This is a genomic window from Nocardia sp. NPDC005825 (assembly GCF_040630175.1).
In the GTDB taxonomy this organism is placed as follows: Bacteria; Actinomycetota; Actinomycetes; order Mycobacteriales; family Mycobacteriaceae; genus Nocardia.
On the sequence record NZ_JBEXXC010000006.1, the window covers coordinates 12644 to 28766 of the forward strand.

The following is a 16123-nucleotide window of genomic DNA, read 5'->3' on the forward strand; positions in this document are numbered from 1 at the left end:
TGCCGCCGATGTTCTCGATTTCCTGCTGTTCTCTACTGTTGCTGCTGATTCGTGCGCACGGAAGGGACTTCCCGCGACTGGTCCCGATCGAGGGCGAGATCCAATTCGCCGACCAGTTGCGATCCCGCCAATTCCCGTTGCGCCACAGATGTTTTCGGGGACAGCACCCAGGTGTCCTTGCTACCGCCCCCTTGACTGGAATTCACCACCAGCGAGTTCGCGGGCAGCGCCACCCGGGTCAGCCCGCCCGGCAACACCCAGATGTCATCGCCGTCGTTGACCGCGAACGGGCGCAGGTCCACGTGCCGGGGCGCGAGACGGCCGTCGATCTTGCTTGGCACGGTGGACAGCTGCACCACCGGCTGGGCGATCCAGCCGCGCGGATTCGCCCGCACCTTGCGCCGGGTGGCCTCCAGCTCGCGCGGGCCCGCGGCCGGGCCGATGACGATGCCGTACCCGCCGGAGCCCTCCACCGGCTTGATCACCAGTTCCGCCACCCGGTCGAGGACCTCGTCGCGTTCGGCCGGTTCCCAGCAGCGGTAGGAGTCGACATTCGGCAGGATCGGCTTCTCGCCCAGGTAGTACTCGATGAAGGCGGGCACGTAGGTGTAGACCAGCTTGTCGTCGCCGACACCGTTGCCCACCGCGTTGGCCAGCACCACGGTGCCCGCGCGAGCCGCGTTCAGGATGCCCGCCACGCCCAGCATGGAATCGGGCCGGAACTGCATGGGATCGAGGAAGGTGTCGTCGATGCGGCGGTAGATGACGTCCACCTGCCGCTCCCCCGCGGTGGTCCGCATGTAGACGACATTGTCACGGCAGAACAGGTCCCGGCCCTCGACCAGTTCCACGCCCATCTGCCGGGCCAGCAGCGAATGCTCGAAGTAGGCGGAGTTGTGGACGCCCGGGGTCAGCACCACCACGGTCGGGTCGGCCTCGTTGGGGGCGGCCGCGGCCCGCAGCGCCCGCAACAGGTGGGCCGGATAGTCGCCGACCGCGCGCACCCGGTGCGAGGCGAACAGGTCCGGGAACACCCGGGCCATGGTGCGGCGGTTCTCCATTACATAGGAGACCCCCGACGGGGAGCGCAGATTGTCTTCCAGCACACGGAAATCGCCGTGCTCGTCGCGCACCAGGTCGATTCCGGCCACGTGGATGCGGACGCCGTTGGGCGGCACGAGGCCCGCGGCTTCCCGGTGGAAGTGGGCGCAGGAGGTGACCAGGCGCTTGGGGATGACGCCGTCGCGCAGGATGGTCTGCTCGCCGTAGACGTCGGCGAGGAAGGCCTCCAGGGCGCGCACCCGCTGCTTGATGCCGCGCTCGAGTTTGGTCCACTCGGTGGCAGCGATCACCCGCGGCACCAGGTCGAGCGGGAAGGGCCGCTCCTGGCCCGAGAGCGAGAAGGTGATGCCCTGATCGACGAAGGCGCGGTCCAGCGCCTCGGCGCGCGCGGCCAGGTCCTCGGCGTCGATGGCGGCCAGGGCATTGAATATGCCCCGGTAGGGGGCGCGCGGGCGGCCCGCGGAATCGAACATCTCGTCGTAGGCGCGGTGATAGCGTCCGGGCTGATAGCCAGCGAATACCCCGGCGGGAGCAAGTGCGGCGGGAGTGAGCGCGGCCATGCAAAAATGGTCCATCACGCAGGGGCAACGCGCAGTTGGACGAGGATAAATTTCTGGTTTCGTCCATGTCGCGGACCGGGCCGATTTCGTGCCCCGACACCTTGCCTGGTAGCCTCGACGGTCGGTGCTGCGACTACCCATCTCGTAGTGCGCACGAAGACTTTGCATCCCGCATACACACCAAACGAAGGAACACGAGGAAACCGGCGTGGCCAACATCAAGTCCCAGATGAAGCGGATCCGCACCAACGAGCTTGCGCGCCAGCGCAACCAGTCGGTGAAGTCCGCGCTGCGCACCTCGATCCGCAAGTTCCGCGAGGCCGCGGCTGCGGGCGAGAAGGACAAGGCGCTCGAGCTGATGCAGTCGGCGAGCAAGAGCCTGGACAAGGCCGCCTCGAAGGGCGTCATCCACGCCAACCAGGCCGCCAACAAGAAGTCGGCGATCTCGCTGGCCTTCAACAAGCTCGGCTGATCCGACTCCGGTAGTTCTTACCGGATCAAAGCTTTAGAACAGCCGCCGTGGCCACGAAGACCACGGCGGCCTTTGTCGTTCCCGGTCGACCGTTGTGACCGCGGTAACGGAAATTGTGACCGCCGTAACGGATTCGGTCTCCGTGTCGACTGTGTCGGAGAGACTTGCTGACTTCGGCGGCACGCAGCAGGATGGCTGCGACACCGTCGGGGTGACATCGACACCTGTACTGGAGAGTTCTCTTGGCATCGCTGCGTGACAACCGTTCCTACTGGACCCGCGGCTCGCTGGCCGCCGGCGTGGCCGCGGTCGCGCTGACCACCGGAATGGGTGTCGCGACCGCGCGGCCCATCGGCCCGTTCGAGGTGGGCGGGGCCATCGAGGCCGAATACGACCGGGCGGGCGGGCCGGAGTTCTTCGGCGACCCGACCACCCCGGAGACCGACGCGGCCGGTGGCGGCAAGAAGCAGGACTTCGTCAACAACGCCTCCATCTACTGGACCCCGGCCACCGACGCGCACGCCATCGGCGGCGCCATCCGCGACAAGTGGCGCGGTACCGGCTCGGAGTCGGGCTCGCTGAAGTACGCCGTCACCGACGAGGGCCAGACCGCCAAGCCCGGTCGCTTCCAGCACTTCCAGGGCGGGTCCATCTACTGGTCTGTCGGTTCGGGCACCCACGTGCTCAGCGGCGTGATCCGCGACAAGTTCGCCTCCGTCGGCTGGGAGAACAGCCCGCTCGGCTTCCCCATCGCCGACGAGAACAAGACCAACAGCTCCTCGACCCACATCCAGCTGTTCGAGGGCGGCGCGATCTACTCCACCCAGAAGACGGGCACGCACATCGTGTGGGGCGCGATCCGCGACACCTGGGTGCGCAATGGCGCCGAGAACGGCCGCTACGGCTTCCCGAGCGGCGACGAGTACGACTACGAGGGCGGCAAGGCCCAGGACTTCCAGGGCGGCAAGATCATCTGGAAGCCGGACGCCTAGTCCCCGCGGGCGCGGCGCTCCCCGCCGCGCCTACGAGGCGCTCTCGCGCAGGTCCAGAATTCGCGAGAGCGCGTGCTCCAGCGCGTAATCCGCGTCGGCGGCCTGACCCTTCACATCGGCGTTGAGCCCGGCCACCACCTGCAGGGCCGCGCCGATGGTCGCGCCGGTCCAGCCGCGCGCCTGCCCCTGGGCCTTCTTCACCTTCCACGGCGGCATGCCCAGGTCACCCGCCATCTTGAACGGGTCTCCGCGCCCGGCCGATCCGACGCGGGCGATGGTGTGCACCGAATCCGCGAGAGCGTCGGCGAGCAGCACCGCGGGCACGCCCCGGTCGATGGCCCAGCGCAGCGCCTCCATGGCGGCGGGGCGGTCCCCCGACACGGCCAGGTCCGCGACCTCGAATCCGGTCACCTCGGCCTTGCCGGAGTAGTACTGCCGGACCGCGGCGATGTCCACCTTGCCGCCGGTGTCGGCGGCCAACTGTGAACTGGCGGCGGCCAGTTCCCGCAGATCCGAGCCGACCGCCTCGAGCAGCGCCTGCACCACGTCCGCGGACACCTTCACATTGGCGGCCCGGAACTCGTTGCGCACGAACTCGACCCGCTCCCCCGCCTTGGTCAGCTTCGCGCAGTTGTGCACGACCGCGCCCAGCTTCTGCAGGGCCGGTGCGAGCGCCTTGGCCCGCCCGCCGCCGCTGTGCAGCACGACCAGCACCACGCCCTCGGGCGGTGACGACGCGGCGTCCTGGATGACCGCGACCGCGTCCTTACCCGCCTCGGCCGCCGACTCCAGCACGATCACCCGGTCCTCCGCGAAGAGCGAGGGACTCAGCAGCTCCGCCAATTCCGGGGTGCTGGCATCGCCGGCCCGCCGCCGATCCACCGGCAGTGCCGACGGATCCGCGGTGGTGGCCCGAGCCTGTGCGGTGATGGCCGCCACCGCCCGTTCGATCAGCAGTTCCTCTTCACCGAGCACGAGATGCAGGGGCGCGGGTCGCTGGTTCACGCAACGATCCTACGAGTCCGGCCCGACAACCCCGCGAGCACCAGCCCGCACACCACCGCCGCGACCAGACCCGACCGTAATCCGGTGGGCACGGTGACCGACGCGCCCAGCGCCGCCGCCCGGTCCGACACGGTCAGCAGCCACCACAGCGGCGGAGCGGTGCAGTGGATGACCACCGCGGCGGGTGGCGACCAGACCACCGCGAACATCGCACCCAGCGCCCCCAGGATGGTGACGGGCGCGATCACCGGCTCCACCAGCATGTTCACCACGATGGCCACCAGGCTGAGGTGGCCGGTCATGGCGATCACCAGCGGGGTGGTGACCACGAAGGCCGCGGCGGCCACCGCGAACGAGTCCGCCGGAATCCGCCACCAGCCATGCGCCCGAAGCCATTCCGACCAGCCGGGCGCGATCACGATCAGTCCCGCCGTGGCCAGCACCGACAGCGCGAACCCGGCATCCACCGCCAAGCCCGGCGACCACGCCAGCAGCCCGATCACCGCGGCGCACAGCGCGGGCAGTGCTTGCTTCCGGCGGCCGGTGCACACCGCCAGCAGCGCGATCGCCCCCATGACGGCGGCCCGCAGCACGCTCGGCGACGGCCGGGCCAGGATCACGAACATGACCAGCGCGGCGCCCGCCGCCACCGCCCCGATCCGCGGATCCACCGTGAGCGCGCGCATCGAAATCAGCACGGCCCCTAGCAAGATCGTGATGTTCGCACCGCTGACAGCGGTCAAATGCGCCAGATCCACCTCGCGGAAGTTCTCGGCGACGTGCTCGGTCAGACCAGACGTATCGCCGATGACCAACCCGGGCAGCAGTCCCGCCGCGTCATCCGACAGCGCCCGATGCGCGGAGCTACCGAAATCCGCACGCACCCGCCCGGCGGCACGCTGCCACCACGGCGCCTCACCCGCCGCGACCGGAGCACCGTCGGCCCGCAGCACGGCCACCGTCAGGTCGGCCCGCCACGGACGCCCCACCCGCGCCCCGAATTCCACCCGCTGCCCCGGCAGCAACGTCCGCCACCCGCCCGCCGGAGCCAGCACGGTGACCGCACCGCCCGCCCGCACGATCCGTCCACCCACCCGGTACTCGACCAGTTCACCCCGCACCATCACCTTCGGACCGCCGAATGCCTTGCCCGACAACCGTTTCGGATCCTCGCCCAGTTCCACCACCGCGACGACCCGCTGCCCGGCCCGCACCGCCCCCAGCGGATGCTCCCGCACCCGATGCGCGTGCCACGCCCCCGCCAACCCGAACCCCGCCCCGATCAGCAAGGCCCCCAACACGACCCAGACCACCCCGCTGACCCGGCCCACCCGGGCCCGCCGAACAGCCAGGGCGGCCATGCCCATTCCGGCCACCACACACCCGGCCGCGACCCCGACACCCGCCTGCCACCCCGCCACCACGGCGACAACCGTTGCGCCCCAGCCGCAAACCGCCGCGGGCACCAGCCGAGCATCCAGCATCTCCGGCGCGTCGGCCGGTCCGCGGTCCGCGCCCACCGCCACGTCGTCAGCCGTCATCGCCGCCACCCCGATTCGCGACTCCATCGCCCACCGGTCCGCCGACCGGTCCCGCCCGCGGCGCGGACACCCCCTGCGGATCCAGTGCGCAGCGGTCGCGTCCACCGGAGCACCGGCTCGGCCCGCCGCCGCTCCCGCGGCGCGACAGCGCATCGCACGGCGCTCATGTGGTGACCCGGTCGCGCAGGCGGTTGAGCCGGGAGTGGCCGATACCGTCGATTTCGGCGAGCTGGTCGACCGAGGTGAACCGGCCGTGGCGGGCCCGCCAGGTGAGGATCGCTTTCGCGGTGACCGGTCCGACGCCGGGAAGGGTGTCGAGTTCGGATTCGGTGGCGGTGTTGAGATTCACCTTCGCGGCCGCGGCGGTCGAGCGGGGAGGTCCGGTGGCGGCGGGCGAATCGCCGGTGGCGTGCGCGGAATTCACGATCGTGCTCCCGGCCCTGGTGGGCGTTGTGCGAGGGGTCGCACGAGCGACGACGATCTGGTCGCCGTCGGTGAGCTGCTGGGCGAGGTTGAGGGTCGACAGGTCCGCCTCGGGTCGCGGGACGGCGGCGCGCAGGGCATCGGCCACGCGAGCTCCGGTCTGCAATCGACGGAGGCCGCTGTGCTCGACCAATCCGATGACGCTGACAACCAGTTCCGACGACGCGGCGGTCCCGCCCGCCGCCGGAACGGCGGTGGGGACGATCGGATTCCGACCCGATTGCGGGACGGCGGGACCTGGCGCGGCCGGTGCGGGAACGGCCGTCCGCGGCGCAGCGCCCCCCGACGCGACGGGTTCGGTCGCGGCGATCGCCGGCGAATCCTGGCCGGCCGGCGCCGTGTCACTGAGGGGCGCGACGGGCGGGACCGGTTGGGAGACCGGGGTTTCCCGCAGGGAGACGTAGGCGGCGAGGAGGATGGCGAACCCGGCCAGGGCGGCGAGCACGAGCACGCCGCGCGGGCCGGGGTCCCAGCGGGTGCCGCGGAAGCGTTCGGGGACCAGGCGTTCGTGCCAGAGGGAGACGGGGCCGCACGGCTCGGAGAGCCAGGCGGGAGGGGCGGAGTCGGGGTCTCGAAGGTCGTCGAGCGATTCCTCGTCCCAGCGGGACGGGTGCGGGCGGCCGGGGGTGAATTCCGTTGGGCTCGGCCGGGGTTCGCGGTCCGGGCGGTCGGTGAGGCGCTGCAGTGGAGTGCGTTCGTCGAGTTGCGGCATGGGGCTCACGGTAGGAGCCGGGGCCGTGCGAGCCGGGACCGCGACCTGGGGTTCTCGTCGGGCTGTGGATACAGAAACTCGTTGTGGACAAGCAGATTTCCAGCACCGGACGCGTCATCCCACCCCGGCTGGTGACACCGGCCGACCGGCAGTCGGCCCCCGCGGTGAGCGGGGACCCCGCTAGCCGCAGCCGCCCGGGACGACCAGTGCGCCGACCGCTCCAACGCCCAGGTGGACGCCGAGGGTCGGTCCGAACTCGGAGATGATCACCTCGCGGATACCGGGGATGAGGGATTGGAGTTGCGTCGCGATGGTGGAGGCGGCGTCTTCCGCGCCGAGGTGCTGGACGGCGACCGCCGCGCCGTCCTCACCGGCCGCGTCGACCGCGGCGGCGACGAGCTTGGTGAACGCCTTCGACCGGGTGCGGGCCTTCTCACGGAGTTCCAGGCGGCCGTCGACCATCTGCAGGATCGGCTTGGTCACCAGTTCGGAGCCGAAGAAGGCGGCGGCGGAGGTCAATCGGCCGCCGCGGCGCAACTGCTCGGTCCGGTTGACCACGATGAACGCCCGCCCGCGGCTGGCGGCCGCGACCGCCGAGTCGTAGACCACGTCGAGGGTTTCGCCCGAGCGGGCGCGGCGGGCGGCCGCGAGCACGGGCAGGCCGGTGCCGAGCCCGGCGCTGAGCGAATCCACCAGCCGGATGCGGTGGGCGGCGTCCATATCGCGCACCGCCTGCCGTCCGGCCTCCCAGGTGCCCGACAGCTGCCGCGAGATGTGCACGGCCACCACGCCGTCGCCGTCGCTGAGTTCCAGCGCGCGCTCGTAGACCGCGCGCAGCTCACCCGGCGAGGCGGCGGAGGTGGTGACCTGCGAGGACCCGTAGTCGATCTCGCACTCGTCGACGCCCTCGCGCATCTCGCGGTCGTCGACCAGCACGTGCAACGGCACCGCCAGCACCCCCAGGTCGGCGGCGAGTTCGGCCGGGAGACTGGCCGACGAGTCGGTCACCACCACCACGGTCATGCAGGTTGTACCTCGTCGGTCGTCACCTCGGTCAGCACCTTGACCATGGCCCGCGCGACCGCGGTGTGGCCCTCCCAGCCCCAATGGATACCGTCGGGGTTGGCCGGACCGTTGAACACGTTGTCGCGCACGGCTTCCCCGAGGTCGACCAGCGGCACGTCGTGTTCGGCGGCCCAGGCGGTCACGGCCCGCACCATGGGCTCGCGGCCGGTGTGCACCTCGGCGTAGGCCTCGCACTTGTGCACCGACGGCAGCACCGCCACGAACGGCAGCTCGGGCCGCAACTGCGCCAGCGAGTCCCGCGACTGCTCCAGGTAGTCCACGCTGACCTTGGGCGGCAGCGCCACCGGCCAGCCCAGTGGGGACAGCCGCGGCTGCAGCCAGTTGTAGGCCTCGCGCACCCGGCGGCGCAGGGCGGCCGGACGCGTGTAGCGGATCAGCTCGCGCAGCGCGGTGGGCAGCGGCGAAGGCAGCGAATCCATACCGCCGGTGGCGAATACGACCGCCCCGGCGTTGGGCACGGCGGCCCACACGCGCGGATCGCCGATCAGCGCCCAGTAGGCGTCCCGGCAGGTCCACCCGATGCGCGCGACCAGTTCGACGTCCCAGTCGAGTTCGGCGGCAACGAGATTGGGCCAGATGCGCGGATGGTTCGCGGGCAGACCGCCTTTGGGGCCGAAGTAGGACAGCGAGTCCGCGACCACGACCAGCACCTTGCGCTGCGGCGCGGTCTCGATCACCGAATCGTCGGCTGCCGCTTCGTTCTTCGGCCGGTCGGCACCATTGTCAGAGGCCATCGGGAGCCGCCTTGGCGACGGCGTTCCACACGTCCAGTCGCCAGCCGGGCCGGTCGATGCCGGGGCCGTGGCTGGTCAGCTGCACCCAGCTGGTGTTGGCGAGGCCGCCCAGGGCGGGCCAGCTGGACTCGGGCAGTTCCAGCAGGGCCGCGGTGAGGGCCGCGATGAGCCCGCCGTGCGCGACCAGCATGATGCTGCGGCCGGGCCAGTCCTCGCGGGTGGCGAAGAGCTCCTGCACCACGGGCAGCGAACGCGCGCCGACCTCGAGCTTGGATTCGCCGCCGGGCGGGGTGAAGCGGGCGTCGAGCCGCCACGCCTTGCGCGCGCCGGGGAACTGGGCGTCGACCTGGCGGTGGTCCATGCCCTCCCAGTCGCCGAGGTTGGTCTCGCGCAGGCGCGGGTCGGTGACGACCGGCATGGCGGCGCATTCGGCGACGGCCAGCGCGGTGTCGTGGGCGCGCTTGAGATCGGAGGAGACGATGGCGATCAGGTCGTTGGTCGCCATATCGGGGGCACAGTCCTTGGCCTGGCGCCGGCCGATGTCACTGAGTTCGGTATCGGTCTGGCCCTGCATGCGGTCGGTGGCATTCCATTCGGTCTGTCCGTGCCGCAGCAGAATCAACCGGCGGACGCCGGCCATCTTGCTCACTCGTCGTCCCCAGCCTTGTCTTCATCTGTCGTGGCGTCCCGGTCCGCTGCCGCGGTCCGCGGGTCGCCGATCCCCTCGACCGCCACCTGCGGGCAGTCCTTCCACAGTCGTTCCAGGCCGTAGAAGTCGCGCTCGTCCTCGTGCTGCACGTGCACCACGATCTCGACGTAGTCGAGCAGCGCCCAGCGGCCCTCGCGGGTGCCCTCGCGGCGCACCGGCTTGTATCCGGCGTCGCGCAGCTTGTCCTCGATATTGTCGACGATCGCGTTGACCTGGCGCTCGTTGGGCGCGGACGCGATGACGAAGCAGTCGGTGATGACCAGCTGCTCGGAGACATCCAGCACGACCACGTCGACGGCCAGCTTCTCGTCGGCGGCCAGTGCGGCCACCGTCGCCATCTTGACCGCTTCTGCCGATGCTGTCACCCTGCTACCTCTTCCCTGCGCACTTTCACAATGCACGCTCTTGCGACACGTACAGGTGCCGTTTCGATATGTATTGGACGACCCCGTCCGGGACGAGGTACCACACCGGCCGACCCTCCCCCGCCCGTCGCCGACATTCGCTCGACGAGATGGCCAGGGCCGGGATCTCGATCATCGTGACCGTGCCCTCCGGGAAATCGCGGAGGTGATCGGCGAGATGGTCGATATTCAATTCGTACCCCGGACGGGTCACGCCGACGAATTTCGCCAGCTCGAACAGTTCCGACCAATCCTGCCATGTGAGGATGCTGGCCAGCGCGTCCGCTCCGGTGATGAAGTACAGATCCGCGTCGGGGTGCTGTTCGGCCAGGTCACGCAGGGTGTCGACGGTGTAGGTCTCCTTGCCGCGGTCCACGTCCACGCGGCTGACCGAGAACCGCGGGTTGGAGGCGGTGGCGATGACCGTCATCAGATAGCGGTCCTCGGCCGGACTGACCGGCCGGTCCCCCTTCTGCCAGGGCTGCCCGGTCGGGACGAAGATCACTTCGTCCAGGTCGAACCGGTTGGCGACCTCGCTGGCCGCGACCAGGTGCCCGTGGTGGATGGGGTCGAAGGTGCCACCCATCACGCCCAGCTTGCGGCGGCCGTTCGTATGCACGAAACGCGAGCTTACCGGGGGCTGAGCCGTCGCCCGCGCAGCGGCCGCCTGCCTGGCCGGCCGAACTCCTAGACGGGGAGGAGGCGGCCGACCAGGGCGGTGAGCTGGCGAGCGGAGCGGCATTCGTGCATGTCGATGATGTCGGCGTAGCGGTTGGCGGCGGAATCGCCGGTGCCCCACATCTTTTCGGCCTCGGGGTTGAGCCAGTGGGCGTGTTTGGCGGTCTCGACGAGCTGCCGGAGGGTGTCGAGGGCGGGGTCGCGGTAGTTGGTGCGGGCGTCGCCGAGGATGAGCAGCGAGGTGCGGCTGGTGACGGCGTCGGGGAAGCGTTCGGCGAAACCCTCCAGGGCCGAGCCGTAGTCGGAGTGGCCCTCGATGCCGACGACCTCGGCCTCGGTGAAGATGCGGCGGGTCAGTTGGTCGAGCGGGGTGGCGGCGTCGAACAGGCCGGTCACCTCGTCCACGCGGTCCACGAAGGCGAAGATGCGGACCCGGGAGAACTGTTCGCGCAGGGCGTTCACCAGCAGCATGGTGAAGCTGGAGAATCCGGCGACCGAGCCCGAGATGTCGCACAGCAGGACCAGATCCGGGCGGCCGGGACGCGGCTTGCGGGTGACCAGGTTGACGGGGACGCCGCCGGTGGACATGGATTTGCGCATGGTCTTGCGCAGATCGATCTCGCCGCGCCGGGAGCGGCGGCGGCGAGCCGCCAAGCGGGAGGCCAGGACTCGGGCCAGGCGCTGGCTGCCGCGGCGCAGTTCGTCGAGTTCGTTCTGGGAGATGCGCAGGAAGTCGGCGTCCTCGGCCTGACGGGCCACGCCGTAGGTGGCGACGCGTTCGCGGCCGATGCGTTCGGCGACGCGGCGGCGGGTCTCGGCCTCCACGGTGCCGCGGAAGTCCTTGATGCGCTGCCGCGCCGCGCGACGGGCGACCTCGGTGTCGAAGTCGGAGTTGTCCATGCCCTGGGCCAGACCGGCGAGGATCTTGCTCACCAGCAGTTCGGGCTGGAGATCCTTGAGGGTCTGATAGGCGGAGAACGACGGCCCGCCCGCGGCCTGGTACTGGCCCATCTGGTCGACCATCTGCGCGGCCAGCGCCTGCAACTGCTGCGCCTGCTCGCCGGAGGGGTCCTGAACCAGCAACTCCGCCAGCATCTTCCGCAGTTCGAGGATGTCGACCGAGCCGTCGGGCCTGACCGGCAGCTCGATCTCCTCGGCCCCGATCCGCTCCCCGAGCGCGGCCGGGAACCACAGGTCGAACATGCCGTCGAAGGTGGCGCGCTGGGTGGTGCGGCGCAGCAGCGCGCACGCCAGGCCTTCGCGCAGCGCCTCGCGGTCCATCAGGTCCAGGACGGTGAGAACCTGTCCGGCGTCCACGGTTTCGGACGGCCCGACCGGAATTCCCCGGCCCCGCAACGCTTCCACGAAGCCGACCAGATGCCCCGGCAGGCCGTGCTCGGCCGTCGGCCCCGGGACCGTGGTCACCGGCTTGGCGGGAGTGGCATTGCTGGTGAAGGCCCGCATGGCCGCCGACACCAACCCACGCGACGTGTTCTCCCGGCCCGTGCCCACCATGACGTCAGGCCAGCTTCAGCTCGGCCTGGGCGCGCACGTGGTCGGCCTGGTGCTTGAGCACCACGCCGAGGGTCGCGCGCACGGTCTTGTCGTCGAGATCCTTGGCGCCCAGGGCGAGCAGGGTGCGCGCCCAGTCGATGGATTCCGCGACCGAGGGCAGCTTCTTGAGCTGCATGCCGCGCAGCACGTGCACGATCCGCACCAGCTGCGCCGCGACGGCGGGCTTCAGCTCCGGCACCCGGCTGGCCAGGATGCGGCGTTCGAGCTCCTCGTCGGGGAAGTCGATGTGCAGGTACAGGCAGCGCCGCTTGAGCGCCTCGGACAGCTCGCGGGTGGCGTTGGAGGTGAGCACCACGAACGGCTTGCGGGTGGCGGCGATGGTGCCCAGTTCCGGCACCGTGACGGTGAAGTCACTGAGCACCTCGAGCAGCAGGCCCTCGATCTCGACGTCCGCCTTGTCGGTCTCGTCGATGAGCAGCACCGTCGGCTCGTCGCGCCGGATGGCGGTGAGCAGCGGGCGTTCCAGCAGGAACTCCTCGGTGAAGACGTCGGCCTTGGTCTCGGCCCAGTCGTTCTCCGAGGACGCCTGGATGCGCAGGATCTGCTTGGCGTGGTTCCACTCGTAGAGCGCCCGCGCCTCGTCCACGCCCTCGTAGCACTGCAGCCGCACCAGTTCGGCGCCCGCGACCTGGGCGACGGCCTTGGACAGCTCGGTCTTGCCGACACCCGCGGGGCCCTCGATGAGCAGTGGCTTGCCGAGCCGGTCGGCGAGGAAAACCGAGGTGGCGGTGGCCTTGTCGGCCAGGTAGCCGGTGCGGGCCAGCCGCTCGATCACATCGTCGACCGACGAGAAGATCGGCTCCTGGGTGGGCACGGTGGTCGGAGCCACGGGCGGTCCTCCTACTTTCGGGGGTCCCGGGGCAAGCCCCGGACCCCAATTCAACCGGCGGAAGCCGGGTTTCCTACACGGGGCGAATCTGCCCGTCGCCCCACACGATCCACTTGGTGGAAGTCAGTTCGGGCAGGCCCATGGGTCCGCGGGCGTGCAGCTTCTGGGTCGAGATGCCGATCTCCGCGCCGAAGCCGAACTGCTCGCCGTCGGTGAACGCGGTGGAGGCGTTGACCATGACGGCGGCGGCGTCCACGCGGGCGCTGAACTCGCGCGCGGCCTTCAGGTCGGCGGTCACGATGGCCTCGGTGTGGCCGGTGCCCCACTCGTTGATGTGGTCGACCGCGGCGTCGAGATCGTCGACGACCTTCAAAGCGATGTCCAGGGACAGGTATTCGTCGGCCCAGTCGGTGTCGGTGGCGGGCACCAGGCCCGGCAGGTCACCGTGGATGGTGACGCCCTTGTCCTCGAGCGCCCGGATCATGCGCGGCACCGCGACCTCGGCGATGGCCCGGTCGATGAGGACCGTCTCGGCGGTGTTGCACACCGAGGGCCGCCGGGTCTTGGCATTGATCAGGATGGACTCGGCCATATCCAGATCCGCGTCCTTGTGGACGAAGACGTGGCAGTTGCCGGTGCCGGTCTCGATGGTCGGCACCAGCGCGTCGCGGACCACGGCGTTGATCAGGCCCGCGCCGCCGCGCGGGATCACCACATCGACCAGGCCGCGGGCCTGGATCAGGTGGGTCACGCTGGAGCGGTCCTCGGAGGGCAGCAGCTGCACGGCGTCGGCCGGAAGACCCTGCGCTTCAAGAGCTTCCCGCAGCACCTTCACCAGGGCGGCATTGGAGTTCGCGGCCGAGGACGATCCGCGCAGCAGCGCGGCGTTGCCCGACTTGAGCGCCAGCCCGAAGGCGTCGACCGTGACGTTCGGCCGCGCCTCGTACACCATGCCGACCACGCCGAGCGGTACCCGCACCTGGCGGATCTCGAGCCCATTGGGCAGCGTCTTGCCGCGCACCACGTCGCCGATCGGGTCCGGCAGCGCGGCCACCTGCCGCAGCCCGGCCGCGATCCCGTCGACCCGGGCCTCGGTCAGCCGCAGCCGGTCCAGCTGGGATTCGGCGGTGCCGCCGGCCTTGGCGATCTCGATGTCCTCGGCATTGGCCGCGAGGACGGCGGCCGCGGCCGCGAGCAGGGCGTCGGCCGCGGCGTGCAGCGCGGCGTCCTTCTGCGCGGTGGTGAGCTGAGCCAGCGTCCGCGACGCGACCCGAGCCCGGCGCGCCGCGTCGTGCACCGCCTCGCGAACGGTGTCCCGGTCGGCGGTCGTGGAAGCAGTCATACCGACAGATTACTGATCAGTTCGGATGCCGGTCGCGGGCAGGTTGTTACCTTGGACCCATGACCGCGAGCATCCGGTTGTCCTCGGGGACCGGTCGATGGGTTCTGCTGGCCACCGTCCTGGGTTCGGGGATGGCCATGCTCGACGCCACCGTCGTCAATGTGGCCCTGCCGCGGATCGGGGACGAGTTCGGCGCGTCCATGGCGGGCCTGCAGTGGACCGTCAACGCGTACACGCTGACCCTGGCCGGATTGATCCTGCTCGGCGGGTCGCTGGGCGACCGGTACGGGCGGCGGCGCGTGTTCCTGATCGGGGTGGTGTGGTTCGCCGTCGCCTCCGCATTGTGCGGTGCGGCGCAGGACATTTCGATGCTGATCGCGGCGCGCGCGTTGCAGGGCGTGGGCGGTGCGCTGCTGACACCCGGATCGCTGGCCATCATCCAGGCCTCGTTCGCGCCCGGGGAACGGGCACGGGCGGTCGGGGCCTGGTCCGGGCTGGGCGGCGTGGCCGGGGCCATCGGGCCGTTCCTGGGCGGCTGGCTGGTGGAGGCGGCCGGATGGCGGTGGGTGTTCCTGCTCAATATTCCGTTGGCCGCCTTGGTGATCGCGGTGACCGTCAAGCATGTGCCCGAGACGCGGGACGCCTCCGCGCACGGGCGGTTCGACGTCCTGGGCGCGGTGCTGGCCGCGCTGTGCCTGGCCGGGCTGACCTATGCGCTGACCATGGCCCCCGAACACGACGCGAGCCGAATACTGGTGTGGGGCAGCGCGATCGCGGGTATCGCGGCCGGTGCGGCGTTCGTGATCGTGGAGCGGCGGCGCTCGCGCCCGGACCAGGATCCCGCGGCCATGCTGCCGGTGACCATCTTCTCCTCCAAGCAGTTCACCGCGATCAATGTGGTCACCTTCGTCATGTACGGGGCGATGAGCGTGGTGTTCTTCCTGCTCGTGCTGACCTTGCAGGTGGTGTCCGGGTTCAATCCGATCGCCGCGGGTACGGCCATGCTGCCGGTGACCGTGCTGATGCTGCTGTTCTCGGCCCGTGCCGGTGCGCTGGCCCAGCGCATCGGCCCGCGCCGGCCCATCACCCTCGGCGTATTGCTGGCGGCGGCGGGCATGCTGCTCATGACCCGGGTCGGCCTGCACACCTCGTACCTGCGCGATGTCCTGCCCGCCGCACTGGTTTTCGGCCTCGGCCTGACCCTGGCGGTGGCACCCCTGACCGCGACCGTGCTGGCCACGGCCGACGAACGGCACGCGGGCGTCGCCAGCGGCGTCAACAATGCGGTCGCCCGCGCGGCGGGGCTGCTCGGCGTCGCCGCCATCCCGCCGCTCGCGGGTCTCACGGGCGCCGCCTACACCAATCCGCCCGATTTCGCGCACGGCTTCCACCTGGCCATCGTGACCTGCGCCGTCCTCATGCTCGCGGCCGCCGCCCTGGCCTTCCTCACCGTTCGCGACGACGCCCTGCGCACCGCCCCGCCCGAGTGCGAGCCCGAATGCCGCACCTTCTCCGCCGTGGCGAGCCCACCCCTGGAACCCGATCACCACGTCCCGACCACCGGAAGCGAGCGCGCATGACCACCACCGAACCGACGGTCACCCAGTCCACCGACACCGTCCCCCAGTTCTTCGGCATCAAGGTCGGCGAGACCCGCGCGGGCCTCACCGCCTATGTCGACCACGGCCGTCAGCGCATCTTCTTCCACACCGAGATCGACGACGCCTACGCCGGCCAGGGCCTGGCCTCCAAGCTGATCTCGGCCGCCCTCACCGCCACCCGCGCGGCGGGCCGCCGCATCGTCCCCATCTGCCCGTTCGTGAAGGCGTACGTGGAGAAACACCACGACTTCGACGACATCCTCGACCCGGTCACCCCCGAGGCCGTCGCCACCGTCGAATCCGCCCTCGGCTGATCCGGCTGCACTAGGGTCCCGGCC

16 protein-coding genes are annotated in these 16123 nt (G+C 70.6%); 4 read left to right on the top strand and 12 right to left on the bottom strand.

Annotated elements, in window-relative coordinates:
• Positions 1 to 32 precede the first annotated feature (32 nt).
• Positions 33 to 1622: a circularly permuted type 2 ATP-grasp protein gene (locus ABZ382_RS17875; RefSeq protein WP_357090007.1), complete on the bottom strand. Its 1590-nt coding sequence runs from the start codon at positions 1620 to 1622 to the stop codon at positions 33 to 35.
• A gap of 208 nt (positions 1623 to 1830) precedes the next feature.
• On the opposite strand from ABZ382_RS17875, the gene rpsT reads away from it, so the two are divergent.
• Together rpsT and ABZ382_RS17885 are read left to right on the top strand one after the other, a co-directional pair.
• A complete protein-coding gene (gene rpsT, locus ABZ382_RS17880; RefSeq protein WP_357090009.1) occupies positions 1831 to 2094 on the top strand; it encodes a 30S ribosomal protein S20 in 264 nt (87 codons plus the stop codon).
• A 242-nt stretch (positions 2095 to 2336) separates the two neighbouring features.
• Positions 2337 to 3086: a hypothetical protein gene (locus tag ABZ382_RS17885; protein WP_357090012.1), complete on the top strand. Its 750-nt coding sequence runs from the start codon at positions 2337 to 2339 to the stop codon at positions 3084 to 3086.
• A 30-nt stretch (positions 3087 to 3116) separates the two neighbouring features.
• Here ABZ382_RS17885 and holA read toward each other — a convergent pair whose 3' ends face one another.
• The 11 genes from holA to ABZ382_RS17940 all read right to left on the bottom strand — a co-directional run bounded on the left by holA (position 3117) and on the right by ABZ382_RS17940 (position 14184).
• Complete coding sequence (gene holA, locus ABZ382_RS17890; RefSeq protein ID WP_357090014.1) at positions 3117 to 4091, bottom strand: DNA polymerase III subunit delta; 975 nt, start codon at positions 4089 to 4091, stop codon at positions 3117 to 3119.
• Positions 4088 to 5632 (bottom strand): ComEC/Rec2 family competence protein, encoded by a 1545-nt coding sequence (locus tag ABZ382_RS17895; protein WP_357090016.1) that lies wholly within the window; start codon positions 5630 to 5632, stop codon positions 4088 to 4090. Before ABZ382_RS17895 ends, holA begins: the two co-directional genes overlap by 4 nt.
• Positions 5633 to 5795: 163 nt before the next feature.
• The gene (locus ABZ382_RS17900) at positions 5796 to 6827 is read right to left on the bottom strand and encodes a helix-hairpin-helix domain-containing protein (protein WP_357090018.1); all 1032 of its coding nucleotides are present in this window, start codon (positions 6825 to 6827) and stop codon (positions 5796 to 5798) included.
• 180 nt (positions 6828 to 7007) lie between these two features.
• On the bottom strand, positions 7008 to 7850 hold the full coding sequence (locus ABZ382_RS17905) for a DegV family protein (protein ID WP_357090022.1): 843 nt from the start codon (positions 7848 to 7850) through the stop codon (positions 7008 to 7010).
• Positions 7847 to 8647 carry a diglucosylglycerate octanoyltransferase gene (octT, locus tag ABZ382_RS17910; RefSeq protein WP_357090025.1) on the bottom strand — a complete coding sequence of 267 codons (801 nt, stop codon included), beginning with the start codon at positions 8645 to 8647 and terminating at the stop codon, positions 7847 to 7849. Before octT ends, ABZ382_RS17905 begins: the two co-directional genes overlap by 4 nt.
• Complete coding sequence (locus ABZ382_RS17915) at positions 8637 to 9287, bottom strand: histidine phosphatase family protein (RefSeq protein WP_357090717.1); 651 nt, start codon at positions 9285 to 9287, stop codon at positions 8637 to 8639. The genes octT and ABZ382_RS17915 overlap by 11 nt, the downstream gene beginning before the upstream one ends.
• A gap of 5 nt (positions 9288 to 9292) precedes the next feature.
• Positions 9293 to 9721, bottom strand: coding sequence for a ribosome silencing factor (gene rsfS / locus ABZ382_RS17920; RefSeq protein ID WP_357090028.1), 429 nt, complete (start codon positions 9719 to 9721; stop codon positions 9293 to 9295).
• 25 nt (positions 9722 to 9746) lie between these two features.
• Positions 9747 to 10379 (bottom strand): nicotinate-nucleotide adenylyltransferase, encoded by a 633-nt coding sequence (gene nadD / locus ABZ382_RS17925; RefSeq protein WP_357090029.1) that lies wholly within the window; start codon positions 10377 to 10379, stop codon positions 9747 to 9749.
• Positions 10380 to 10447: 68 nt separating this feature from the next.
• Positions 10448 to 11902, bottom strand: coding sequence for a VWA domain-containing protein (locus ABZ382_RS17930; protein ID WP_357090719.1), 1455 nt, complete (start codon positions 11900 to 11902; stop codon positions 10448 to 10450).
• Between the two features lie 55 nt (positions 11903 to 11957).
• The gene (locus ABZ382_RS17935; protein WP_357090032.1) at positions 11958 to 12842 is read right to left on the bottom strand and encodes a MoxR family ATPase; all 885 of its coding nucleotides are present in this window, start codon (positions 12840 to 12842) and stop codon (positions 11958 to 11960) included.
• 73 nt (positions 12843 to 12915) lie between these two features.
• On the bottom strand, positions 12916 to 14184 hold the full coding sequence (locus ABZ382_RS17940; RefSeq protein WP_357090035.1) for a glutamate-5-semialdehyde dehydrogenase: 1269 nt from the start codon (positions 14182 to 14184) through the stop codon (positions 12916 to 12918).
• Between the two features lie 59 nt (positions 14185 to 14243).
• On the opposite strand from ABZ382_RS17940, the gene ABZ382_RS17945 reads away from it, so the two are divergent.
• Positions 14244 to 15764, top strand: coding sequence for an MFS transporter (locus ABZ382_RS17945; RefSeq protein ID WP_357090038.1), 1521 nt, complete (start codon positions 14244 to 14246; stop codon positions 15762 to 15764).
• Entirely contained in the window at positions 15761 to 16099 is a 339-nt protein-coding gene (locus tag ABZ382_RS17950; protein WP_357090040.1) for a GNAT family N-acetyltransferase, read from the top strand. Before ABZ382_RS17945 ends, ABZ382_RS17950 begins: the two co-directional genes overlap by 4 nt.
• The last annotated feature ends 24 nt before the right edge of the window (positions 16100 to 16123 follow it).

Bases quoted from the DNA above. Each gene is read 5' to 3' on its own strand.
- ABZ382_RS17875 (WP_357090007.1), bottom strand. From the start codon at position 1,622: ATGGCCGCGCTCACTCCCGCCGCACTTGCTCCCGCCGGGGTATTCGCT.
- ABZ382_RS17895 (WP_357090016.1), bottom strand. From the start codon at position 5,632: ATGACGGCTGACGACGTGGCGGTGGGCGCGGACCGCGGACCGGCCGAC.
- ABZ382_RS17900 (WP_357090018.1), bottom strand. From the start codon at position 6,827: ATGCCGCAACTCGACGAACGCACTCCACTGCAGCGCCTCACCGACCGC.
- ABZ382_RS17905 (WP_357090022.1), bottom strand. From the start codon at position 7,850: ATGACCGTGGTGGTGGTGACCGACTCGTCGGCCAGTCTCCCGGCCGAA.
- octT (WP_357090025.1), bottom strand. From the start codon at position 8,647: ATGGCCTCTGACAATGGTGCCGACCGGCCGAAGAACGAAGCGGCAGCC.
- ABZ382_RS17915 (WP_357090717.1), bottom strand. From the start codon at position 9,287: ATGGCCGGCGTCCGCCGGTTGATTCTGCTGCGGCACGGACAGACCGAA.
- ABZ382_RS17930 (WP_357090719.1), bottom strand. From the start codon at position 11,902: ATGCGGGCCTTCACCAGCAATGCCACTCCCGCCAAGCCGGTGACCACG.
- ABZ382_RS17940 (WP_357090035.1), bottom strand. From the start codon at position 14,184: ATGACTGCTTCCACGACCGCCGACCGGGACACCGTTCGCGAGGCGGTG.
- ABZ382_RS17945 (WP_357090038.1), top strand. From the start codon at position 14,244: ATGACCGCGAGCATCCGGTTGTCCTCGGGGACCGGTCGATGGGTTCTG.
- ABZ382_RS17950 (WP_357090040.1), top strand. From the start codon at position 15,761: ATGACCACCACCGAACCGACGGTCACCCAGTCCACCGACACCGTCCCC.